Source organism: Candidatus Sysuiplasma acidicola (assembly GCA_019721035.1).
Classification (GTDB): Archaea; Thermoplasmatota; Thermoplasmata; order Sysuiplasmatales; family Sysuiplasmataceae; genus Sysuiplasma; species Sysuiplasma acidicola.
Genome location: JAHEAA010000011.1, coordinates 26770 through 50926 on the forward strand (window position 1 = coordinate 26770; position 24157 = coordinate 50926).

Annotated in this window: 23 protein-coding genes; 16 read left to right on the forward strand and 7 right to left on the reverse strand. The window is 52.9% G+C overall.

Annotation, left to right across the window (positions count from 1 at the left end; translation table 11 throughout):
* The first annotated feature begins 4 nt into the window (after window positions 1-4).
* From KIS30_06305 to KIS30_06335, 7 genes are all read left to right on the forward strand, one after another.
* Window positions 5-367, forward strand: coding sequence for a hypothetical protein (locus KIS30_06305; GenBank protein MBX8646348.1), 363 nt, complete (start codon window positions 5-7; stop codon window positions 365-367).
* 124 nt (window positions 368-491) lie between these two features.
* Complete coding sequence (locus KIS30_06310; GenBank protein MBX8646349.1) at window positions 492-1208, forward strand: alpha/beta hydrolase; 717 nt, start codon at window positions 492-494, stop codon at window positions 1206-1208.
* Between the two features lie 27 nt (window positions 1209-1235).
* Entirely contained in the window at window positions 1236-2201 is a 966-nt protein-coding gene (locus KIS30_06315) for a terpene cyclase/mutase family protein (GenBank protein MBX8646350.1), read from the forward strand.
* Between the two features lie 376 nt (window positions 2202-2577).
* Window positions 2578-4224, forward strand: a complete 1647-nt coding sequence (locus KIS30_06320) for a TCP-1/cpn60 chaperonin family protein (protein MBX8646351.1) — start codon at window positions 2578-2580, stop codon at window positions 4222-4224.
* 118 nt (window positions 4225-4342) lie between these two features.
* The gene (locus tag KIS30_06325) at window positions 4343-4555 is read left to right on the forward strand and encodes an RNA-binding protein (protein ID MBX8646352.1); all 213 of its coding nucleotides are present in this window, start codon (window positions 4343-4345) and stop codon (window positions 4553-4555) included.
* A 31-nt stretch (window positions 4556-4586) separates the two neighbouring features.
* The gene (locus KIS30_06330) at window positions 4587-5564 is read left to right on the forward strand and encodes an NDP-sugar synthase (protein ID MBX8646353.1); all 978 of its coding nucleotides are present in this window, start codon (window positions 4587-4589) and stop codon (window positions 5562-5564) included.
* A gap of 8 nt (window positions 5565-5572) precedes the next feature.
* Complete coding sequence (locus tag KIS30_06335; protein ID MBX8646354.1) at window positions 5573-7165, forward strand: DEAD/DEAH box helicase; 1593 nt, start codon at window positions 5573-5575, stop codon at window positions 7163-7165.
* Here the strand turns inward: KIS30_06335 and KIS30_06340 are convergent, their stop codons facing one another.
* Window positions 7166-7930: a TrmB family transcriptional regulator gene (locus KIS30_06340; protein ID MBX8646355.1), complete on the reverse strand. Its 765-nt coding sequence runs from the start codon at window positions 7928-7930 to the stop codon at window positions 7166-7168.
* 147 nt (window positions 7931-8077) lie between these two features.
* On the opposite strand from KIS30_06340, the gene KIS30_06345 reads away from it, so the two are divergent.
* Together KIS30_06345 and KIS30_06350 are read left to right on the forward strand one after the other, a co-directional pair.
* A complete protein-coding gene (locus KIS30_06345; GenBank protein MBX8646356.1) occupies window positions 8078-8281 on the forward strand; it encodes a 4Fe-4S binding protein in 204 nt (67 codons plus the stop codon).
* A gap of 99 nt (window positions 8282-8380) precedes the next feature.
* Window positions 8381-9574 (forward strand): NAD(P)/FAD-dependent oxidoreductase, encoded by a 1194-nt coding sequence (locus tag KIS30_06350; protein MBX8646357.1) that lies wholly within the window; start codon window positions 8381-8383, stop codon window positions 9572-9574.
* A gap of 26 nt (window positions 9575-9600) precedes the next feature.
* Here the strand turns inward: KIS30_06350 and KIS30_06355 are convergent, their stop codons facing one another.
* From KIS30_06355 to KIS30_06370, 4 genes are all read right to left on the reverse strand, one after another.
* Window positions 9601-12267 (reverse strand): PAS domain-containing protein, encoded by a 2667-nt coding sequence (locus KIS30_06355; protein MBX8646358.1) that lies wholly within the window; start codon window positions 12265-12267, stop codon window positions 9601-9603.
* Between the two features lie 108 nt (window positions 12268-12375).
* On the reverse strand, window positions 12376-13611 hold the full coding sequence (hutI, locus tag KIS30_06360; protein ID MBX8646359.1) for an imidazolonepropionase: 1236 nt from the start codon (window positions 13609-13611) through the stop codon (window positions 12376-12378).
* A complete protein-coding gene (gene mvk, locus KIS30_06365; GenBank protein ID MBX8646360.1) occupies window positions 13601-14527 on the reverse strand; it encodes a mevalonate kinase in 927 nt (308 codons plus the stop codon). Before mvk ends, hutI begins: the two co-directional genes overlap by 11 nt.
* 93 nt (window positions 14528-14620) lie before the next feature.
* A complete protein-coding gene (locus KIS30_06370; GenBank protein MBX8646361.1) occupies window positions 14621-15205 on the reverse strand; it encodes a DUF1295 domain-containing protein in 585 nt (194 codons plus the stop codon).
* A 135-nt stretch (window positions 15206-15340) separates the two neighbouring features.
* Here KIS30_06370 and KIS30_06375 point away from each other — a divergent pair, with 135 nt between their 5' ends.
* The 4 genes from KIS30_06375 to KIS30_06390 all read left to right on the forward strand — a co-directional run bounded on the left by KIS30_06375 (window position 15341) and on the right by KIS30_06390 (window position 19030).
* Window positions 15341-16165: an aldo/keto reductase gene (locus KIS30_06375; protein MBX8646362.1), complete on the forward strand. Its 825-nt coding sequence runs from the start codon at window positions 15341-15343 to the stop codon at window positions 16163-16165.
* An 83-nt stretch (window positions 16166-16248) separates the two neighbouring features.
* Entirely contained in the window at window positions 16249-17160 is a 912-nt protein-coding gene (locus KIS30_06380) for an ABC transporter ATP-binding protein (GenBank protein MBX8646363.1), read from the forward strand.
* Window positions 17160-18254 carry an ABC transporter permease gene (locus tag KIS30_06385; GenBank protein ID MBX8646364.1) on the forward strand — a complete coding sequence of 365 codons (1095 nt, stop codon included), beginning with the start codon at window positions 17160-17162 and terminating at the stop codon, window positions 18252-18254. The genes KIS30_06380 and KIS30_06385 overlap by 1 nt, the downstream gene beginning before the upstream one ends.
* Window positions 18255-18307: 53 nt before the next feature.
* A complete protein-coding gene (locus tag KIS30_06390; GenBank protein ID MBX8646365.1) occupies window positions 18308-19030 on the forward strand; it encodes a TraB domain-containing protein in 723 nt (240 codons plus the stop codon).
* A gap of 73 nt (window positions 19031-19103) precedes the next feature.
* On the opposite strand, the gene KIS30_06395 is transcribed toward KIS30_06390, so the two are convergent.
* Complete coding sequence (locus KIS30_06395) at window positions 19104-20483, reverse strand: cobyrinate a,c-diamide synthase (protein ID MBX8646366.1); 1380 nt, start codon at window positions 20481-20483, stop codon at window positions 19104-19106.
* On the reverse strand, window positions 20480-22696 hold the full coding sequence (locus KIS30_06400; GenBank protein ID MBX8646367.1) for a CDC48 family AAA ATPase: 2217 nt from the start codon (window positions 22694-22696) through the stop codon (window positions 20480-20482). Before KIS30_06400 ends, KIS30_06395 begins: the two co-directional genes overlap by 4 nt.
* Window positions 22697-22901: 205 nt before the next feature.
* Between KIS30_06400 and KIS30_06405 the strand changes: the two genes are divergently transcribed.
* From KIS30_06405 to KIS30_06415, 3 genes are all read left to right on the forward strand, one after another.
* Window positions 22902-23027: a transposase gene (locus tag KIS30_06405; protein MBX8646368.1), complete on the forward strand. Its 126-nt coding sequence runs from the start codon at window positions 22902-22904 to the stop codon at window positions 23025-23027.
* A gap of 141 nt (window positions 23028-23168) precedes the next feature.
* Window positions 23169-23582: a DoxX family protein gene (locus KIS30_06410; protein ID MBX8646369.1), complete on the forward strand. Its 414-nt coding sequence runs from the start codon at window positions 23169-23171 to the stop codon at window positions 23580-23582.
* Between the two features lie 8 nt (window positions 23583-23590).
* Window positions 23591-24133, forward strand: a complete 543-nt coding sequence (locus KIS30_06415) for a cob(I)yrinic acid a,c-diamide adenosyltransferase (protein MBX8646370.1) — start codon at window positions 23591-23593, stop codon at window positions 24131-24133.
* The last annotated feature ends 24 nt before the right edge of the window (window positions 24134-24157 follow it).

Sequence of the window (24157 nt, forward strand, 5' to 3'; positions counted from 1 at the left end):
CAAAATGAAGGTGTTCGAAAACATCTTAGTTGTATCAACCATAGGGCAGTCGGTTTGTGTTATCTCAATCTTCCAGATTGCCATCTTCCCAGTTGCTTCTCGGACTGGTAGTGGTGTGAATGGATTTAATCCTGTCTCTAAGAGCTATGGCAATCATGGCAGTCATAAGCGCATCATACTCTATGCCGCCGCATTCGTGCACCATCAGAAAAACGAGCGTGAGACAACTATCGCCATGCTGAAGAGAGCAGTAGGAAAAATGAACTGGCCGCAGGACACATATTACTGCTTCGATTTACAGCTGATGAAGAGAAAGGCCGATGAGATGATCGAGAGCGGTTTGATAGAAGTTTCCTCGCTTCCCTGAATCGACTGCAGAGGAATCTCGGAAGAATGATGTCCGGCCAGCTTCCGCGTCTTCGCGGGCAGTGGCGTGTCTTTCGGCTCCCTTGATGATAGGTTGATAAAGTTTATTCGAATCTGCGCATGCCATGACGGAGTTTGTTCTGGTGCCTGGTGCATGGCTTGGGTCGTGGGTGTGGAAGAGAGTGATTCCGAAGCTCGAGGAGCAGGGCCACTCTGTCTGGCCGGTTACGCTGACCGGAATGGGAGAGAGAGTACACCTGGCATCGAAAGACGTTGGCGTCGAGACTGCAATACAGGACGTTCTCAACGTGATTGATTATAACGATCTGAACGATGTCGTGCTGGTAGGACACAGCTTCGCCGGAAAGGTTGTGGCGGCTGTGGCGGATCGTGCGCCGGAAAAAGTGAGTTTGCTGCTTTATCTGGATGCATTCAGACCCGAAAAGATAAGAACGCCACAGGGGAGTTTCAGTCCCGCTGAGTTTTCCCCGCCGCCGGATGCACTGGCTATACCCCTTACCGGGGAGATTCTGGACCTCATCGGGAAAGACGTTTCGGGTGCATATCGCGAATGGCTGCTGTCCAAGGCAACTCCATGGCCTTTGCGTCACATGACAGATCCTGTGACACTGTCCGAGAACTTTGACTCAATCAGGAGCGCTTACATATTCTGCACAGCAGGCGGAGACAATGTGGAGGAAATTCTCAAAGGAAAACTGGATGGCCCTAACAAGGTTATTGAAGCCGGACATTACCCGATGATAACGAAACCCGGCGAGCTGGCTGAGGACATGCTCAGACTTTCAAGAGAGGCTGGCGGTGGATCACTGAGAAAGAACTGATCTCAATTTCAAAGGAAGGAAATAATCTTGAAAAACTCTGTGATCGACTGGCTTCTTGGTGAAGACCAGCCGTCCATGAGATTCCTGACTATGACTGAGCTGCTGGGTACGCCGGAGACGACATCCGAAGTGAAGTCTGCAAGGAAGAACATTGCAAGAGTCGGCTGGGCTGGGGACATACTGGAAAAGCAAACCCCCCGTGGATTTTGGGTGAACGAAAAGAATCTCTACCGCCCAAAATATGTTTCGACGAACTGGATGCTTTTGATTTTATCAGATTTGGGCCTCACAAGGGAGGAACCACGTATCGAAAAAGCCTGTCAGATCTGGATTAAAGATTTTGCGACGGAAGACGGCGGATTCAGTGCGTTCAGCAAGAAAAATGGCCACCTTTGCGTGGCAGGCAACACAGCCAGGGCCCTGGTCAAGTTTGGATATGCGGATCATCCAAAGGTGAAAAGGGCATTCGAGTGGTTTGTCAGGAACCAGTCAGAACGTGGCGGATGGTCGTGCGGGAACTTCGGGAAAGACAAAGGAAGAAATCTCGATTCCTGGGAACCTCTCAGTGCTTTTGCAGTGTATCCACGTCAAAAATGGACACGGAGCATGAAAAATGCCGTTGAGAATGCCGCAGAATTCTTCCTGGAGCGCGAACTACACAAGCAGGGAGACCGCTACAGACCATGGTATCGCTTCCATTATCCTGTTCACTATTACTATGACCTTCTTGTTGGCCTTGATTTCATGACTGCACTGGGATATACTGATGACAGGAGGCTGGGTTACGCCATTTCCACACTGAAGAAAAAGAGGAGGCAGGACGGCAGATGGAACCTCGATGCTGTGAATCCTGATGCCGAAAGCCCTCTGGCCAAGTGGGTAAAGCTTCATCCGAATGAGGCTGCGATTCCGTTTGCCATTGAGAAGGCCGGGGAGCCCAGTAAGATTATCACACTTAACGCGCTGAAAGTTCTGCGACGCATTGGCGAATGAACATATCTACGGTCAGATGACTCGCCAGCCTTCTCTCCCTGAACCGGATGGGTCCGGGCTGTGGGCACGTGCTTCGACAAAATTGTTCAAGCGTCGAACAACTCAAATGGAGGTATAAATCGCGTTCAACGGGTATCGGAGAGAAAACGGTTCTGTCAGCTCGCCGGAAGCACCTCTGAATATTGCGCGAGAATTGATCATCAACTCGAAATTTACAAAGGCTTTTCGCAAAAAACTTCAACTGCCGGCATAAAAGGAAAAATCGTAGCAATGCTTTTATAGAAGTGCTTACTTACCAACATCAAAGTTCAGGACGTAAATCAGACACACCGCTTATGGCGATGTCCGGTTCCCTGATAAAGTATGAGGTAAGAAAATGATAGGACAAGCTGGAAATACACCAATACTGGTTTTGAAGGAAGGAACGAGAAGGGAAAAGGGCAAGGGGGCCCAATTTGAAAACATTTCCGCGGCAAAGGCCATTGCCGACGCCGTGAGAACAACCCTTGGACCCCGGGGTATGGACAAGATGCTCGTGGGTGGCCTCGGAGACGTTACGATAACAAATGACGGCGTGACGATCCTGAAGGAGCTCGAAGTCGAGCACCCGGCCGCGAAGATGATTATCGAAGTTGCTAAAACACAGGATGAAGAGGCCGGAGACGGCACGACGACGTCTGTCGTTCTTGCCGGAGAACTGCTGAAGAAGGCCGAGTCGCTCATAGAGCGGAATGTTCACCCCACCGTAATCATAAAAGGATACAGGATGGCTGAGAGCAAGGCAATCGAAGTGCTCGAGAAGGCATCACTCCCCGTGTCGGTGAAAGACAAGGACATACTGAATGACATCGCAAGAACAGCGATGTACAGCAAGAGCGCAAGCAGCTCGATGGAGACGCTGGCCAAGATTTCTGTCGACGCCGTGACTGCGGTAGCCGAGGAGAGGGACGGAAAATACGTTGTTGATGACGACAACATACAGTTTGTCAAGAAGCACGGTGCCAGCATCGACGAGACAGAGCTCATTGAAGGCATCATAGTGGACAAGGAGGCGTCGCACACGGCCATGCCCAAGGTCGTTGAGAAAGCGAAAATAGCACTGCTCGACGCGGCACTCGAAATCAAGAAGACCGAAATTGATGCCAAGATAGAGATAACCGATCCGTCGAAGCTGCAGCAGTTCCTTGCCGAAGAGGAAAACATGATAAAACGCATGGTCGAGAAAGTGAAACAGAGTGGCGCCACCGTGCTCTTCTGCCAGAAGGGAATAGATGATCTTGCAGCGCATTATCTCTCGAAAGAGAAGATTTACGCCGTGAAGAGAGTGAAGAAGTCGGATATGGAGAAGCTCTCCAAGGCGACCGGTGCAAACATAATCAGCCGCATAGACGACCTCACTTCGTCGGACCTGGGAAACGCACAGTCTGTGGAGGAAAAGAAGGTTCTCGACGACAGAATGACTTTTGTCACTGGATGCAAGAATCCGAAGGCCGTTTCAATACTGATACGCGGCGGGACTGAGCATGTCGTTGACGAAATAGAGAGATCGCTAGTGGATGCCACCAGCGTGGTCGCTGTCGCGATAGAGGACGGCAGAATGACTTACGGGGGAGGTGCAATGGCAACGGAGCTGGCGCTTAAACTCGGGGACTATGCCACATCCGTGGGCGGAAGGGAGCAGATTGCAATCGAGGCGTATGCGGAGGCATTTGAAGTTGTGCCCACAACGCTCGCCGAGAACGCAGGCCTCGACCCGATTGACATACTCATCGACATAAGGAAGGCGCACAAGAACGGACAGGTCTCTGCTGGAGTTAACGTGATAACGGGCAAGGTCGGCGACATGAAGAGAGAAAAAGTCATCGAGCCGATTAGAGTTGGCAGGCAGGCAATCCATTCTGCCACAGACGCCGCCGTCATGATACTGAAGATTGACGACGTCATAGCGTCCAAGGCAAAGGACATGGCGCCGCCAAAGGGCGGAGCTGGCGGCATGGGTGGAATGGGCGGAGAAGATTACTGAGCAGCCACCCCTGCGAAGAGTAGCGAACAAACACTTTACCTTATTTTCATTTTGAACAACGTTGAGCGGAATGGGCGAAAGCATTAAATTTCATGTGCATGTTCAATTTACGATATTTATGGTAATGCCGCTGGTGTTGCTCGAGAAATCACTTAACAAACGTGTAACGCTACTGCTCAAGGACAGCAGGATGCTCGAAGGCAGACTCGTCGGTTACGACGAATTCATGAACCTGGTGCTGGAAGATACGGAAGAGAGAACGGCGGATCAGACCAGGAAGATCGGCTCAGTCATACTCAGAGGAAACAACGTAGTATCCATATCCCCCTGAACTGTTCCACCCGAAAAGGATGTTAAACTCCTTGACCGATGCAGTCATTCTCGCAGGGGGTCTCGGGACAAGGCTCAGGCCCCTGACAAACAGTACGCCCAAACCACTTGTGAGGCTCGCAGGCATACCGCTCATCAGGCGAATAGTGGACAGCATACCGGACAGCATAGAGCGGGTGTTTATAGCTGCAGGATACAGGGCTCAGGAACTTTCAGATTATTTTAAAACAGATTATGCAGTTGCCGGGAGAGATATACAGGTCGTAACTGAAGAGAGTCCCCTTGGCACGGCCGGCGCACTCTGGAACCTGCGCAACGAACTTGACGAAGAGTTTGTCGTGTTCAACGGCGATGTTGTTTCCAGCCTGAATGTTCCGGATATCATTTCATTTCACAGAAAAATGAGTGCAATAGCTACCATTTCTGCATGGGAGGTGGACAACCCGGAGCCCTACGGGGTGCTGCAAATCGACACGGATGACAGGATAACCGGTTTCATGGAAAAGCCGAAAAAGGAACAGGCGGTGAGCAGATTCATTAATGCCGGAACTTACGTCATGCGCAGGAGCGTGCTTGACTTCATGAATGACGGTACATTTTCGCTTGAAAGAGAGATCTTTCCCCAACTGTGCTCGGATCGTATATTCGGATACCGTTTCAACGGCTACTGGATTGACTGCGGCTCGCTGGATTCATACCTCCGCGCACAATCCACAGTATTGATCGCAGAGAGCAGGGGTATAGAGAAGGGAGTGAAACTTGAGGGGTGCCTGATAGAGAGGCCCGTCTCGATCGAAAAGGGGGCAAAAATCAGGGGAACCAGGATTGGTCCGAACGTTTATGTCGAGAGAGGATGCTCGATTGGGGAAGGGAGCGTTCTGGACAATTGTGTGATCATGAAGGACTCGAGAGTGGGATGCGGATGCACTGTCAGCGGCAGCATAATAGGTCCGGACTGCACGCTTGCCGATAAAGCCATGAGTCACAATCAAATATTGGTGAAGCAATAGGCATCGATGTGCCAGACGGTCAGTCGACTCTTTTTGATTTTGCAGTCATAGATACGAGTCGCGGACTCGAGGAGAAGGACGGTTTTGTTTCCCATCCGTTCATAGAGACCGGAAAGGTGCAGTACAGGGATTTTCAGGTGGAACTGTCCGGCATTGCAGTCAAAAACAACCTGCTTGTCGTGATACCAACGGGTCTCGGCAAGACGCTGATCGCCATGATGGCTGCGGCCGAGATGATAAGGCTGGGCGGAAAGAAGGTGCTGTTTCTCGCCCCGACGAGACCGCTTGCAATGCAGCATCTGGAGAGTTTCAACAGGATGTTTGTACTGAAATCATTTGCTCTCTTCACAGGCTCGGCGAAGCCTTCGGAACGAAAGGAACTGTGGAAAATGAAGAAAGTGATTTTCGCCACACCGCAGGTCATCGAAAATGACCTGAAGGAGAAACTTTACGACCTGAGCAGTGTGGCCATCTGCATCTTTGACGAAGCGCACAGGGCAGTGGGCAACTATTCCTACGTAAACGTCGCTGAACAATGCAGGGAGGCGGGAGCAAGGATCCTTGGCCTTACCGCTTCCCCCGGTTCGAAGAAAGCCAAGATAGAGGACATACTCTCGGCTCTCAGCATCGAAAAAGTTGAGATAAGGGAAAGGAAGGACATAGATGTCAATTCGTACGTGAAGAACGTCGACGAGGAAATCGAACGGGTGAAGCTGAGTCCTGAAATGAGAAGACTGCTGAAGCCCATTGACGAACTTCTTCATGAAAAGATCGTGAAACTGCAGCGCATGGGTTTCCTGCGGTACAAGAAAGCAGACATGGTTTCGCGCAAGGATCTTCTGTCCGTCAGGGCATCAATAATGGGCAGGAAAAAGAAAGGAGGATATCTGTTCGGTGCGATGCACAACAGCGTGGTGGCGATACACGCATACCACTGCTCCGAGCTGCTGGAAACGCAGGGTATTGAGCCGCTGCGTCTCTACCTTACGAGAATGCAGGCATCCTCGGAGAAGAGCAAGGTGGAGAAGAGCTTCATCGGCGATGAGCGTATGAAGAAAGTCAGCGAAGCTCTGGCCGGAACAACGGCCATTTCACACCCCAAGCTGAAGCGATTGACTGAAATTGTGGAAGCACAGCTGAGTATCAAGAAGGACAGCCTCATAATGGTCTTCACCCAGTACAGGGATACCATAGAGACCATCGTGCCCGAACTGGAGAAGAGAGGCATTAGTTTTGCCAGATTCATAGGACAGGCAGACCGGGGGGAGAAGAAAGGCATGAAGCAGAAAGAACAGAAGAAGACGATTGCCGACTTCTCAGCCGGGAAGTACAGCGTGCTCGTCGCAAGCAGCATCGGTGAGGAGGGCATCGATGTGCCTGACGTGGATATGGTGGTATTTTACGAACCGATTCCCAGCGAGATACGATACATACAGCGGAAGGGAAGGACAGGCAGAAGCTCTGTGGGCAGGGTGGTCATACTGGTGACCGAGGAAACGAGGGACGAAGCATTCCTCAGGGCAAGTTCCAGCAGGGAACGGCGCATGAACAGGATCGTCAGATCGATGAAGAGCGAGAGTGCGGATCAGACAACAGAGTAATCAGGACTCGGAAGGCTGCGGAGTGTTGAGAGCGAGCTTGTTTGTCAGCAGCCTGAGGAAAGATTCGAGATGCTCGGCAAGCGAGGAGTTGTCTGAGAATCCGCAGGCGGAAAGGTCCGGCGATGCAATGAGCGCCTTCTTGCCGTCACACACTATGTCTGTGGCGAGCAGTTCGGTAACCCTGTAGCTCTCAGTGTGCTCCGGCAATTTCACTGATGGGGCTGTTATTACCGTTATCTTCACACCGCGCTTCTTGGCATCGCTGAACTTTTTCCCGAAACTCTTCCTTATGTCCCTGATGGCTGGTGTGGAAATGATGAGTCTGTTCACCGACCCGTCTATCATTTCGGCAATTTTCTCCATGACCTTTTCCTGTCCGGTTATCGTGTAAATGAGCTGTGGCACTCCCTTCTCACTCAGCATGCCGCTGACCAGTGACAGTTTTCTGAATGCCTCCCTGATGTTTTCTGCAACCTCATCCCCTTTTGCCAGCGGATCCTCCGGGTGAAACACGCGGGGCTTCCCCTGGGAAGTTGTAGCATAGCCACGCCCTTCGAGCATCGTCAGTGCCTTGTAGGCGGACGTTCTGGGTATCTGAGCGACCTCGGCAACTCTCTGAGGTGTGCCGAAACCCAGCACGACGAGCGCCATGTATGAACGTGCCTCATATTCAGACAGGCCGCAGTTCCTCAGGACACCGATGACGCTCTCGTATTCCTTGCGCAACTCGTCCAGATTTTCCCCCAGAAGCTTAATAAGATTCATATATTTGTAGTGGAAATCACTACATTGAATTTAAACTTATTCCGATCTCACACATGAACAGCATTCAAAAATACAGGTGAGGCAGAGGTCTTTACATACAATTCATTTAATACTAGTTCGCCTGTTAAACGCGAAGGTAGTACTGTGATAGAGCTGAACGACGACAGATGCATGCACTGCGGTGCGTGTGTCGGGGCATGCCCTGCAAACGCAATATACCTCAATGAGGTCATACTGGACTTCAACGACGACTGCACAGACTGCGGTCTTTGTGTAAAAGCGTGTCCGGTAGGCGCGCTTTCGTTGATCAGGACAAGAGGACAGAAAGTGCCTGTTGCGGCCACAGCGTGATTCTGCGGCCCGGAGTCCTGATGCGTCTGCACTGGCTTCCCGATACCTGAAATGAATTAATACAGGCTAGCCGATCAACCGTTCCAAACTGGTGTTCATATGTTCTTCAAGGACGAATACGACGTCGTTGTCGTGGGGGCAGGCCCTTCGGGCAGCACGACTGCGAGATACGCAGCCATGAATGGAGCGAAAGTGCTGCTGGTCGAGAAGAGGCAGGAGATAGGCTCACCTGTACGCTGCGGCGAAGGAGTGTCGATGGAGATTTTCAAGCACGTCGACATTAAGCCTGATCCGTCCTGGTTCGTGAATGAGGTTACGGGAGCCAGGATTTTTGGTCCATCCGGGAAGCACATACTGATTGATGCGAAGAATGCAGGGGATGAAGTTGGTGCAGTCATTGAGAGAGATGCCTTTGACAAGCACCTCGCAACGCTTGCCGCGAGAGCCGGCGCAGAGATTACGACCAAGACTGCGGTGACATCACTGCTCAGGGACGACGGCCAGATTACAGGCGTAAGGGTCAGGAGAATGGGAGAGTATCATGATGTTGCGGCCAGGCTGATTGTCGGAGCCGACGGCTTCGAATCACAGGTTGCAAGATGGGCTGGCATTAACACAAATCTGAAGACGAGGGATACCACCTCCAATCTGCAGTACAGGATGGTCGGACTGGATCTGGATCCGCGGTTCACTGATTTCTACATAGGCTCCGTTGCTCCGGGCGGATATGTCTGGATATTCCCAAAGAGCAGGGATACGGCGAATGTTGGCATCGGGCTGCTTCTGTCGAGAATAAAAGGTCCAAACGAGGCGAAGGATTACCTGGATGCATTCATAGAAAAAGACGAGCGTTTCAGGAATGCCGAAATACTAGAGACTGTGAGCGGCGGCGTTTCTGTGAGTGCCCCGCTTGACTGCGTGACGGCAGACGGCATCATGCTGGTGGGTGATGCAGCCCGCATGATAGATCCGCTGACCGGCGGCGGGATTAGCAATGGCGTTATCGCAGGCAGCGTCTGCGGCAGGGTAGCCGCTGAGTCTGTCAGGGCGCACGATGTTTCAAAAAAATTTCTGCAGAGGTACGAAGAGGGATGGCGCGATCTTCTTGAGGAGAAGCTCTACAGGGATTACATGGCCAAGGAGAAACTGATATCGCTTGACGACCACACGCTGGACATGCTCATAGATGCCCTCTCGGGCGCGACGATGGAGAATCTGTCCACCAGGGAAATACTCAAGGCGGTCAGGTCAAAATATCCGCAGCTGGTCAAGGAATTCGAAGATCTGATATGATCCGGTGCCGGGGACATTGCTTCAGTTCAGGACAGGTTGCGGCAGAGCGCACCGGAAGCTGCTAGAACGGCCGAGTGCACGAGTCTTCTTTCGTAGTCACTGAAGGCACCGGACGCATTCCTCCACAGCATCAGGATTCCGGCAGTGCGGCCTGAACGGTCGCGCAGACGGTGCGCAATTGCATGACCCTTAACAGTACCGAAGAGCGATGTAATCTGTGTTGCTCCTTCATCCTGCCGCATTCCGTCATTTTCCAGAACCTCTTCGATTTCTGCAAGTGAAATGATAGTTCCCTTTGTCCTGGAAGCGTTCGTTTTAAGCGAGAAAACTTTCCGCCCGAAACCGTCACCTTCCTCGACGAGCAGCAGCAGGTCGTCGTGCGGAACGAATCTGCTGATCTCCGACGAGAATGCTGCAGGAAACGGTATTTCAGGGGGAGCCGACAGCACTCCGCCCAGCAGTGAGGAGAGGGAAGATGCAAATGTGGATTCAGAGACGTTACGCAGCGCTTCGCCGGTTGTTCTGCCGTATTCCACTGCAGCCGCGGAAAGGAATTCGGCGAATTCGATTTCCCCGTATTCCAGCCGCCTCAAGTGCTGCACGCTGATGACAACAACAGTGGCGCCTCCCTCATGCCCGCATACCGGCACGAGAAGATAATTTGAGTCCGGACCCCCGGTAGAAGACGATTGTGCGGAAGCGATTGAGCCTTTGATAAGCGAAGTCTTCATAGAACGTGATGCTTCAATTATATGCTCATCCAATCCCGCCGGCAGGGTGGGGATACGCGACGACGGCCGTGGTTTCCTGTAGACAGTGCGTGAAACAATGCTGTTCCCCCGCACTACGCATGCGGTTGCGTCAGAATCTGGAATGGCATCCGTGAGATATCTCATTAGCAGTTCCAGCCTTGTCGCCGGATCTGATGCTGAAATACATGCTTCCGATACCAGATTCAGAAGACGGGCCCTGTGAACAGCCATCTCCAGTGACGAAATGCGTTCTGCAGCAGAGAGAACGTAGTCGACATGACGCCTGGATCGTTCTGCGATAGAGAGCTCCATCCAGTCAGGCTCACGGCCTTTTGCCAATACAGCTGCAGTGAAACCTCGATAACCTGCGGCATTGTGCGGTATAATGTACACGACGTTCCCGTCCTGGCACCCGAGCATGTGCAATAGCGTCTCATGACGCGCCGATGCCTTCTCCACTGTTTCCGGTATGGCGGAAAGGAATTCGGGAGGAAGGGACAGCATTTCGCCCGCGGTGTGTCTGAGCCTGTGTCCCTCGGAAGCAACGCAGACAAATGCCATTGCACCCGGACGTTGAAAGAAGGTGCAGGATGTCTCCGCATGCAGCAGCAGCCTGTATTCCCTTGCAATGGAGGCGTGGAGCATGCTTAGCCTCGCCTCCGCTTCAAAGCGTGATGCCAGGCCATCCAGCCGTTCAAACATCAGATTCAGGTGCCTGAGTTCCTCTATTCGTACGAAGGTTGGCAGCTTGTCTCCGACCATGTCGGATACCTCCCTTAGGAATGTGAGGTCTTCTGCCACTGTTTTTCCATCTTCCCTGCGAAGCACGGCTATCGAACCCGCAACTGCCCTTCCTGTCTTCACAGGCACAATAAGCATTGACGAGTATCCCCTGTACAGCTTGCAGAACTCTTGGAAATGAGGGCTCACCTGGTCAATAATTACGGGCACGCCGCTTCTTACAAGAGGGGTTTCGAAAGGAAAATCATAGTCACGGGAAAGAATCCGCCTGGAGAGAGCAGGCGGACAGGCAGCCTGCGCGATAACGCTTATTTTATCCCCCTCATTACTGAAAATGATCACGGCATCTGCAACTCCGGTCTCCGACAGCTTTCCGGCAAGGATGCTGAAATATGTGCTTCTCTCTGTGAACGGGTGGAGTTCCTTCATGAGCCGGCCCACATTGCGGCCCGCAGCACGTTCATCTTCAGACGTCCCGCCCTCACGAACACCCTTCTCCTTCGCCCCCTGCACGCAGAGCAGAAACAAACCCGCCACTGTAACAGCACCGATGGCAGACATCGCAAACTGAACTGAAACCGATTTACCTTGTGGGCCGGACATCTCCAGCTCTGCCTGTGCCGCGTGACCTTCGGACTGGCACTTCTTGAACATCTCAACAAAGTCAACCCTGTGGGATTTTCCGACCATCTCGAGAAATTCTATGCCTCTGCAGGTTTCAAAACCAATCGATGAAGTCAGTGATGCGGCGGCTGCGTTGCAGTCGGCAATCTTTCCCTGCCTTGTCATTATGAAGAGAGGTTCGCTGAACGCGTTCAGAAATGCAGACAGCTTTCCGTCAGGCGTTTCTGACTCGGCAGTCTGCCTGATCTGGCAATAGACAGCGTTGACTTCTTCTCCGGTTATAACGGGTGTGAATGTCGCGGTGCATTGCCTTTCAGCAATATTGCACTGGAATTCGAAACTCTTACCAGTCGATAGATGAAGGAGAGCGTCGAGCTTCGAATTCTCCCATTCACTGCTACCCAGATTCAGCTCCATGCCAGCTTCCTGACCACCGAGCATTTCTCCTGCCGTTCTGTTCAATTCGAGAATGCGCATCCTCATGTCTGTTATGACGACAGCTTCGGTCATCGAATTAATCAGGGCGCTCAGACTCGGCCGTACTTCGCTCATCTGCTCCGTCGGTGCATCATCCATACTGTCCGCTCTTTGAATCAATCAGAATGATTGTGGGGTAACTGAGCCCTCTTACGGCTAATAAAATTAACCGGCCAAATATCCGGTTAAAAATTCACCGAATGAGAATCATACCGTATTGCGCCGGACTTTGACACCGCCTGAATACACTGCCTGGATCATGCGATCGGAGTTTCTGTAGAAAATCTTGCCCGGTGTATCGATATCCAGACAGATGAAATCGGCCCGCTTCCCAGCCTCGATACTGCCCAATTCTCCAGACATGCCGATACAGCCGGCCGAATTCAGCGTGGCGGCAGTGAGCGCCTCCTCCTGCCTGAGTCCACAGGCATAAACGGCCAGCATGCATGAAAACATCATGCTCTCGTTCCATGAATTGGGACTCAAGTCTGTGCCGATGGCTACAGACATGCCTTCGGAAACCATGGACGACGCATCTGGAAAACGCCGGGACATGGAAAACAAAGGCGTGGAGGGCAGCACTATGCCTGTCGTTCCGCTCGCTGCAAGAGCCGGAAAACTGCTTCTTGGAGTGTGAGCAAGATGTGATACGCTGACTGCCCCGAGCGCGGCAATATCCTCTGCGGCGCCCGTGCATGAGAACTCATCTATATGCGCCGTGAGTCTGAATCCGAGTCCGGCGGCCGCGGAAAGGATGCGCAGCCCCTCGTCCGGAGTAAATGCGCCGTCCTCGATGAAAACATCACAAAGGGCCGACAGTCCTCTTTCATGGACGACAGGGAGATGCGAATTTATTATTTCAGATATGTACTCAGACCTTTTTGCATGAGGAGGAAAGGCGTGTGCGCCCATATACGTGGGCACGACCGTCTGGTTCGCGGAGGAGAGCCTGTTCGCCGCATCGAGCATCTTCAGTTCGTGCTCCAGGCTGAGTCCGTATCCGCTCTTTACCTCTACGCACGTGGTTCCGCCGGCCAGCATTCCGCGCAGCCTCGGAACTGTCTCCAATATCAGCCGGTCTTCCTCTGCTTCCCTAGTCTTTGTCAACGTGTGAAGTATTCCGCCCCCGCTCCTGAGTATATCCATATATGACTCGCCGTTCAATTTTCTTGCAAGCTCCTTCTCCCTGCTGCCCGCAAACAGTGCGTGACTGTGGCAGTCTACGAAAGCCGGTATGACTGTCCTGTCGCCAAGAGACACAATCCTTCCGCTGTGCGCCGATTTGACTGTTGCCCTTCTTCCGCAGGCCACGATTCTACCGTCGAGAACGGCGATTGCAGCATCTTCCGCGAACTGCACATCGCGCATCGACTCGCCGCGCCTGACCACATTTCCCGACGGAGTCATGATCCATGCGCATTCGAATATCGAGTCAACCTTCAACCGTATCCCTCCTCAGGCCTTCCTCTCCGGTGCTGCAGATAAACGGAATGCCGCCACGCGTGGCAATGGCTTTCGCCGCTTTTTCAGGCCTGTCGGTGAGTGCTATCATGCATCCGCCTCCTCCCGCGCCGGTTAGTTTGGCTCCGTAGGAGAAAGGCCTCACAGCCTCAATCAGATGGTCGAGCTCCTTCGTGCTGACGCCAAGCACAGAAAGCAGGCGCTGGTTCCTTTCCATGAGTCGGCCCAGGGCAACAGTATCACCGCTGTGCAGTGCCTTCATGGCATCCGGCGCTATAGTGCCGATTTCGGAAACCGCATCCCGCGCTGTGGGGTACTTCTCCCATAGCCTTCTGACCTTCGCGACCATGGGACCGGTTGCGGCACCTGCTCCGGTATATCCGGCGACGATAGTCATCTGTCTGACGTCCACGTGACCTATGTGCCACGTGCTGCCGCCACCACTCACGGTCCACAGCTCCGACGGCACCGGATTACTGCTGATGTAAACGCCGGAACCGTGGGCCGATGTGGAAGTGTCCAGCGGACTCGCCCTGCCCTGGGCAGAGAGTTCTACATTGAAGGCAATAGATGCGGTTTTCGCTGCATTGCCGTCATTGTTGAGAGCGGCAACGAGCGATGTCGAAAGAGCAGCCGATGAGCCCATGCCTCCTCCTGCCGGTATCGAGGAGTCCACTGTAGCGCTCTTTCCACCTGCTCCGGTTAGGTTGAATGAATAATATGGATAGTCGTGCGCTTCTCTTCTGAGCGGAAGACCGTTGAATCTGTTTTCCTCGGCATCTGTGACGACTGTCCGCGTCCTCAGGTTGATGGCCACAGCTATCGCGGCCTCGCCAAAAACAACCGCGTGCTCTCCAAACAGTATGATCTTGCCGGGAGCGGAAAAGGAGACAGGCATAATTCAGACATGAGACACATTGAAGTTAAATTCTTTCCAGTAGGTGACTGAGCTGAAATGCAAATCTGTGGTCGCTGCCTTGAGCGTCTTTATTTATAATACGCGTTTCCATGATTTTCTGCGCGACGGGAGAAGCAAATTTACCTGTTTCGCGTATTGCTCGTAGACGGAGCCTGTTCTGGCTGCCCAGTACGCATCTATCGACTTGACGGACATGAACACGATTGGAACTAATAAGGCGGCCCACAGCACCGCACCTGCAGGACTCGCAAAATCCACCGCCACGCCCGCCGAAATCAGTATGACGCCGAAGTAAAGGGGATGCCTGCAGAAACGGTAGAGACCGGATGGCGAGAGTTCGGGTCCTTCATCGCCGCCTTCCCTTATGATCTGTGATGCTGGTGCCTTGGCTCCAAAGAAGAAGACGGCTCCGGCGAGCGTGATAACCATTCCCACAGTGGATAACGCATAATACAGCACTGTGTCCTGCCTGAACGGTGTGATTAGGGAAACGAGCACAACGGCTCCCCCGGCAAGCAGACGCATCAGACTGAACATAGTGAATGGAATCCAGTGTGTGGAATCCGTAGGCTGTTTTCTGACTGTCGAAACGACCATTGCCGCAATCGTGACGGCTATGACGGAGTCCTGCAGGCCGAAGTAACCTGTGAAGAACATATTACAGACTTCCTCATGTTATGTATACAGACAGTGCTAATTTAAGAGTCACCGAAGCCTTTTTGGTTTTTCAGCCTTATGAAACGAAAGGTCAAAAATCATATCAGGCGATAACCATTACACCCGTTGAAGAAAATGGATTCACTGGTGTTTGGGGTCAAAAAGAAAGTCGCGATGCCGGATATCGGCCTGGGAACGTGGAGAATTGGCGGCAGCTTCACGCCGGACAGCTCGCATGACGTCGCAGATATCGCCGCGATAAAGAAGGCGATTGGCATGGGTTATCGTCTCATAGACACCGCCGAGATGTATGGAGGCGGCCATTCCGAAGAACTCGTCGGCATCGCCGCGGGAGACAGCGATGTCTTCATTGCAACAAAAGTCTGGCAGACAAATCTACGGTATGATGATCTGCTGAGTGCTGCACGCAGAAGCCTGAAAAGGCTGAAACGGAAACACATAGATCTCTATCAGATACACTGGCCCAGCGACGATATACCCTTGCGCGAAACAATGAAGGCAATGGAGAAACTCGCAGATGACGGTGTGATTACACATATCGGCGTAAGCAACTTCGGAGTGGAGCTTCTGGAGGATGCACGCAGCTACCTCTCAAGGCACGATATTTTCTCTGACCAGGTCTCGTACAGCGTGGCCCACAGGGAGCCGGAAAACGGACTCACCGAATACTGCAGAAAGCATGGCATAGGCATCATCGCATATGAACCGCTAGCGAAGGGAAAGGTCTTCGAAGGCAGGGTCGGTAGAGTCCTGGCCGAAGCATCCGAAATGGTGGCCAGAACACGGTCGCAGGTTGCGCTTAACTGGCTCATGTGCAAACATGCGCTGCCCATACCAAAATCCATCGATTTCAATCACCTGGCCGAGAATTTCGGATCTTCGGGCTGGCGGCTGCCGGCGAAGGTGCTGAAGTTTATTGATGATTCACTTCGGCAGTGAATCTGATCAGCGCAGCCACATCTATAAATAGCCTGTTCCGTTAGAAAAAGAAGTGCACTGACAGGTGCTGAAGAGGTATTACGTTGAGCGAAATTGCTATTGCAGCTCATGGGCTCGTCAAAAGCTACGGCGAGATAAAGGCGGTGGATGGTCTCACACTCAATATCAGGAGAGGAGAGGTTTACAGCCTGCTCGGACCCAACGGCGCCGGCAAGACGACAACGATAGAAATGCTAGAGGGACTCAGGCATCCAGACGCTGGAAGCATATCCATCCTGTCAATGGATCCATGGAAAAACACACTGGAACTCAGGAAGAGGGTCGGCGTCATACCGCAGGGATTCAATTTCATAGGCAAGATAACGCCGAGGGAAGCCATACGCCATTACTGTATACTGTTCGGTGTGCGCGACAACTCAAAAGAGCTGCTTTCACTGGTGGACCTGACTGACATGACCAATGTCTACTTTGAGCATCTTTCCGGGGGCCAGAAACAGAAGCTTGGGCTCTGTCTCTCCATGGTAAATGATCCGGAAGTGATCTTTCTCGACGAGCCGACCACCGGTCTTGACCCTCAGGCCAGAAGAAACATGTGGGATGTTATAAAGAGGCTGAAGTCCGAGGGAAAGACGCTACTGCTGACGACGCACTATCTGGAGGAGGCCGAGAGGCTGGCAGACAGAGTTGGTATCGTTGACCACGGCAGGATGCTCGCCGAAGGCACCCCGGATGACATAATCAGGGAGCACGGAAACGGGCTCTACCTCAGAATAAGCGGAAATCCCGGGCTCGCTTCCAGAATCAGGAGTGCAACGGGCCTGGAATGCACGAGCGCCGACGGACTGGTGGATGTCAAAATAGATGCGAATGAGAACATAGTGAATGTGCTCAGGGTTGTTGAGTCTGAACATGCGAAACTGGATGTTCTGGAGCTGAGGAAGGAAGGACTCGAGGACGTGTTTGTCAGAATGGTGGGAAAGGTGGAGGCAGACTGATGAAACTTTCACATATACTGAGCGATCTCGTCATATACTTCAAGAATTTCACACGCAGCCGCGAGGGTGTATTTTTCACATTCATATTCCCGATAATTCTCATTGCTGTGTTCGGTTCCATCTTCTCTGGAGGAACCGGCGGAAGCGTTCCGCTGTATGTGCAGAATCTGAACGGAACAACCAGTATTACTTCCGAATTTCTTACAGCACTGAACCAGACGCATCTTGTTAAGGTGCATATGATCCCCGCAGATGCAAATGTGCAGCACTACGTCACGCAACACTCCGTAACGGCCGCGCTGGTCATTCCGGCCGGCTTCACTAATGCCGTTCAGACCAATACAACCACGAGCCTGCCGTTTTACTACAACCCGGCACAGTCTTCAGCGCAGATTGCCCAGCAGGCGATCAACCTCGTTGTTGAACATTTCAACGCCCGGATTAGCGGCGCCCATAGCGTCATAAGCGTGATTCAGAGCACTAATTCCGTCGTCGCCACGAGCTATATCGACTACCTCATACCAGGACTGATTGGATTTACGATTCTTACTTCCCCCATGTTCATGATGACATACATCGTGAGTTCATACAAGAAGGAGAAGATTTTCAGACAGTTTTCGCTGACGCCGCTGACAAAGGGCGAATGGCTCTTTTCACGATTCACAGGTTCGTTCATCATTGCCCTTCTCTCTGCAGCTGAGATGATTCTGACAGGAGTGGTCCTGTTCCACGCGCACGTGATACTGACGATTCTGATTCTGCCGTTCATACTGATTGGTGTCGTGCTGTTTGTTTCGCTCGGCACGCTAGCAGGAGCACTGGCAAGAACTGAAGAAGGAGCGTCGGTCATAGGCAACATAATCACATTTCCCATGATGTTTCTTGCAGGCACATTTTTCCCGGTTTCCACGATGCCATCGTGGCTGCAGGGCATTGCGCACGTCCTTCCTCTCTATTACATCATAGACGGACTAAACTCCGTGATGATTTACACAAACAATGCAGAAGCGCTGTTCGATGCTGCTGTTTCAGTTATTCTGGCAGCCCTGTTCTTCGTGGCGGCAATGGCGGTGTTCAGCTGGAAGGAGGAATGACTGCAGGCGGCTTGCCAGCAACATTGATATAGCCCTGGCGTGGATTGAAAAATATGATCGTGCTCATCGGAGTCGGCCATGTCTTTGACATAGGTGGAGCGGTGAAATCGCTGGTGATTGATGCGAAACCCGGCGCAGTTTGTCTCGAACTCGACGAGTGCAGGCTCGCAGGACTCCTGACGAAGCAGCATGGCGAAGTTACATCGCGCACATACAAATCTCTCGGAGATTTTCAGTCAAAGATGGCAGAAAGTTACGGAACGACCGTCGGCTCTGAAATGCTTGCGGCGTATGAGGCGGCGCAGCTGATAGGTGCGAGGATATACTGCATAGACATGAATGCCAGCGAGTTTTTCGACCGCGCATTCAAGTCAATGTCACTGAGAGAGAAAGTGTACCTTCTGATCAATTCATTCATGGCCCGCTTTACCAGGAAGAAGAAAATCGAGAAGGAACTGAAACAGTACGAGGAAAACGGTGCCGAATATATAGAGGAGTTCGGCAGGCGTTTCCCTTCCTTGAAGAAGGTGCTCATTGACGACAGGAACACGCACATGGCCGACAGGATCAGAAAAATTGCGGAAGACAGCGGCAACGTCGCCGTCATCGTAGGAGACGGCCACGTGGATGGGCTGAAGAGTCTTATCGACGATCTGCAGGTCAGTATTGTAAGACTGAAGGATTTGCGCGATATGCAGGAGCGCGGCGCAACGGCCGGCACCTCAGGCAGTCAGAGTGGAAATAGCCAGGCGACTTTCTCTTTCAGTTATAGATGATACACCCGGCGCATTCACGGCGTCCGCGCGACAGGCAGCATGTGCTGATGGTGCTCCTGTACCGACATGAATCTCATGATCTGGAGTAATTTATGCAGGCGTTGACTATATTCCTGGCCATGCTCCTCCCCGAGCCGAAATGAAGATGCAGAAATGAGCCGGCCGCGTTGCCAGACACCAGGCCTGCGGCTTCCTCATTTCCAGTCCGAGCATTCCACACCCTGAACAGCCTCTGCCGATCTTCTGGCGCATCGTCTGTGATTGCGGCATAATGGAACTCGTGCCCGCGTGCGTTCAGCCCCCTTTTTCCGAGAAGTGTTGTGACGTTTGTCCTGACTTTCCTGTACCCTATTACCGGTGATTGCGTGAGAGCTACGGCCGCGTCAAATACACCGGCCATGCTGTACGACGTGCCGCGGAACTCAAGCTTCCTGCACAGAGCCATGAAACCGCCGCATTCGGCATAGACCGGCATTCCATTCTCTGCGGCCCGCCTCAGGCTAGAAAGCATCGGCGTATTCTGCGATATTGACGAGGCGTACAGTTCGGGGTAACCGCCGCCGATGTAAAGCCCGTCGAACATGTCCACAGACTTGTCGTTGATCGGAGAAAACGGCACAATGTCTGCGCCGGCCCTGCGCAGGAGTTCCATGTTGTCCTGGTAATAGAAGTTGAATGCATAATCCGTGGCAACACCGATACGCGCTCTGGCGTCATATGTGCGCTTGTTCCTGACTGAAACTTGCCTTGCAGGTCTGGAGAACAACCGGATAAATTCGCCGATATCTAGCGATTCTCCCAGTGTGACGGCAATTGAATCCACAAGCGGTGCAATCATCTGCATGTTTTCAGGGAGCGAGAGTCCAAGATGTCTTTCTTTGATTCTGAATTCCGGTGATTCGGGAATGTGACCCAGGACCCTGAGCCCGGCACCCTCGATTGCGCTCCTGCATCCCTCGTAGTGACCTTTGCTGCCGGTCCTTGATAATATGACACCGGCAATGCGCACGCCTCTTCTGCGTGCATATTGCGTCACTCCCGATGCTACGGCGGCAGCCGTTCTCATCGTCGCAGACACATCCAGCACGAGCACGACGGGTGCGTCAAGCACTTTCGATACCCATGCCGTGCTCGCGAAATCAGCTCTGGCGCTGAGCCCGTCGAACAGGCCCATCATACCTTCTATTATGCAGAAAAATCCCTCCGCCTCCTTTCCCGCCACTGTTTCCCTGATGTAGTTTGCGGATGTCATGAAACCGTCGAGGTTTATGGAGCGGAGGCCCGCTGCGATTTCATGAAACTGAGTGTCGATGAAATCCGGTCCGACCTTGAACGGGGCGACGGCCACGCCGTTCATTGCGAGCAACCGCATCAGTGCCATCGAAACGGCGGTCTTGCCCGCGCCGGTTGAAACGGCCCCTATGACCACTGCACCCGTTGCCGCACTTTTCACAGTTCAGGATATGCCGTCTCGGATTTGAACTTCCTGTTCATGTCCTCGTAGCGTGACATCTCTTCGGACGAGAGCGGTTTTATCGTCCTCATTGCCGCTTCGAAATCCAACTGCGTGATCCTGATGCCGGAGAGCGCTTTTTCGTCCAGCGCACCGCTGTTCTTCGATATGTGACGCTTCATGGCAATCATGGCCGCCTGGTTGCACACCGCTGCAATTTCAGCACCTGTGTAGTTGTTCATCTTTTCGGCAAGCTTGTCAATGTGCACGTCGTCAGAAATTGGTTTCTTCCTTGTGTGTATGGACAGTATAGCCTTCCTGGAATCGAGATCCGGCGGAGGAACATATATGATTCTGTCGAATCTGCCGGGCCTCAGTAGTGCCGGGTCTATTATGTCTGCCCTGTTTGTTGCAGCTATCACGGACACACCGTGAAGCTCTTCGAGTCCGTCCATTTCGGTAAGCATCTGACTGACAACACGCTCAGTCACCTGCGCGTCGCCTGCATTGCCGCCGCGAACAGGGACGACTGCGTCGATTTCATCTATAAATATGACGCAGGGCGCCGCGAGTCGAGCCTTCCTGAATATCTCCCTGACGGCTTTCTCGCTCTCTCCGACCCACTTGCTCAGAAACTCGGGTCCCTTGACATTGATGAAGTTCGCCTCGCTTTCATGTGCCACCGCTTTCGCAAGCAGCGTCTTGCCCGTGCCCGGAGGCCCGTACAGGAGTATGCCCCTGGGCGGGGCAACATCGAGTTTCTCGAACGCAGCACCGTATTTGAGCGGCCACTCTATGGCCTGCTGCAATTCCTCCTTCAGTCCGCCGAGCCCACCGATATCGTCCCATGTGACATTCGGCTTTTCTACGAGCACTTCGCGAAGGCCCGATGGAGACATCTCCCTGAATGCTGTTGCGAAATCGTCCATCGTCACCTTCAGCGTGCGGAGCACCTCTGCCGGAACGACTTCAGATTCCACATCTATCTGCGGGAGCATCCTTCTCAGCGAGCGCATTGCGGCTTCCTTGCACAGCGCCCACAGATCGGCCCCGACATATCCATGGGTCATGTCGGCCAGCTTTTCGAGTCTGACGTCGTCCGAGATTGGCATGCCCCTTGTGTGTATCTGCAATATTTCGAGCCTGCTCTTCTTGTCCGGGACACCTATCTCTAACTCCCTGTCAAACCTTCCCGGTCTCCTGAGTGCGCCGTCGATGGCGTTTGGCCTGTTCGTTGCGCCGATGACGACTACCTTTCCCCTGCTTTCGAGCCCGTCCATGAGCGCCAGCAGCTGTGCCACCACCCTGCGCTCCGTCTCACCGGTGACTTCGTCCCTCTTCGGCGCTATGCTGTCTATCTCGTCTATGAATATGATGCTCGGTGCGTTGTCCTCCGCCTGCTTGAAGATCTCGCGCAGACGCTCTTCGCTCTCCCCGTAGAACTTGCTCATTATCTCCGGGCCGCCGATGCTGTAGAAATTTGCATTCGTTTCGCTGGCCACCGCTTTAGCAAGCAGCGTCTTGCCCGTGCCCGGAGGCCCGTGGAGCAGCACGCCCTTCGGTGCCTCGACGCCGAGGCGCTCGAAGAGTTCCGGATGCTTGAGCGGCAGCTCAATCATCTCCCTGACCTTCTTCACCTCATCGGAGAGACCACCGATGTCGTCGTACGACATACCGGTCAACGTTGCCGGCGAGTCTTTGGCCGCTTTGGCCGATACGGTGACTTTTGTGTTCCGGGATATTATCGCGGCCGATCCGCTGGGCACATAGCCGGTGACCATCAGTTCAACCCTGCTGCCCATCACGTTCAGCTGCACGATGTCGCCTTTGGAAACGACCCTGCCGTCCAGAACTGTTGAGACATATTCCTCCGCTCCGGTGAGCTTCAGCTCCTCGACCGGTGCGACCGTGATTTTGACGGCGTTCTTTGGAACGACCTTCGAAATGGCAACCTTGTCGTCAAGAGACGCGCCGGCATTCCTGCGCTGTATGCCATCCATCCTCACTATACCCCTGTTTTCATCCTCGGGAAAACTAGCTCCCAGGACGGCTGCGGTTCTCTTCCTGCCTGTTATCTGCACATAGTCACCGGGAACCAGGCCCATGTGCTGCATTATCTGACCGTCGACTCTGAGAATTCCTGTGCCTACATCATACGTCTTTGATTCGGCGACCCTCAATATCTTGTCCTCTTTCTTCAAGAAAAACACCATCCGAGACTTCGTAAAAACTATGTTTGCACTCATATATGAACATTACGGTCAATTTCTTCGTGCAGAAACATAGGAACGAGCATCGTACCGGGCGAGAAGTCCGGGAAAGATAGTTCCCGGGTTAACTACCATCACCATCGGCTGAAATCAGCGGCTTGCACGTTCGGTTTTCCTTAAGGGACAGATTCTCAAAGTACATCCCCATGTGGACAGCACATCACAATGCCCGTGCGGTGCCACACATGACCGTGACTTCAACGCAGCCAGGAACATATGGTCACGGTCGAACCCGGTGTGTCTGCCCGTGACCCTGGCAGGAGCGGGAGGCTGATGAGGCCATGCAGCAATACAAAGATGCTGAGCGGAAGCCTTCAAGTCACTATTTTCAGGGGAGTGGACACGGTCGCCTGGTCCAAAAGTTCAATATATGCCCGTGTCATTCGCACTCATTTGGCTCGCAGATGGTAATCAGATGGCTGGATCGTATTTATTGATACAGGGTTTGCAGGATTACGGACTGCTTGTGCTCAGGGTGGTTATCGGTTTCGCACTCATTGTTCACGGCTACCCAAAGATAGGCTCCAGGCGAAATTCCATAATTAACGTAATGCGGACCAGAGGCATACCCGGCCCTGTGACGCTGCTTGTGGGATACTTCCAGTTTGTGGCAGGAATACTGCTGGTATTAGGGGCCGGAACGCAGATCGTCGGTCTGCTCGTGGCAGTAGAGGCGCTGGTGGCCGTCTACCTGTACTCCCGCATTATGGGGAAGAGCTATGCCTTCGGTTATGAAAGGGACATTGCCTATTTCGCCATGGGTCTGGCGCTATTTTTCCTCGGTGCCGGAGCGATAAGCGTTGACCATTATCTCATACCGCTGATCTGAGGCATAGGATGTCGAAGGTCTATACGAGAACTGGAGATACCGGCAAAACAAGCCTGATAACAGGCGAAAGAGTCGCGAAAACAGATCCGATGGTGGAGGCGCTAGGCTCGATCGATGAACTGAACAGTGTCATCGGCATGGCCATTCCCGAAATCAGAGATGAACTGCTGGCGACAATACTGAGGAGAATACAGAGCGAACTTTTTGCGCTGGGAGCCGATCTGAATTCATCTGGCAAGGAGATAAAGAACCTGCCCAGAGTCGGAAGCGTAATGACAGAGCGACTGGAAAGGGAAATTGACGGCATGCTTGCCAGAATACCTGAACAGCGGACATTCATACTTCCCGGCGGAGGAAGAGCCGGTGGACTTCTCCACTTCGCAAGAGCGGTGTCCAGAAGAGCAGAAAGGAGAGTCGTTGCCGCGTCAGGAAAGGAGGGATTCAACCCCGAAATATTGAGATACCTGAACAGGCTGGCCGATTTCCTTCACGTGGCTGCGAGATATGCCAATAATGCGGACGGGAAGGAAGAGAAGGCACCTGTCTACTGAGACTGACTGCCGGCGAGTCTTGCA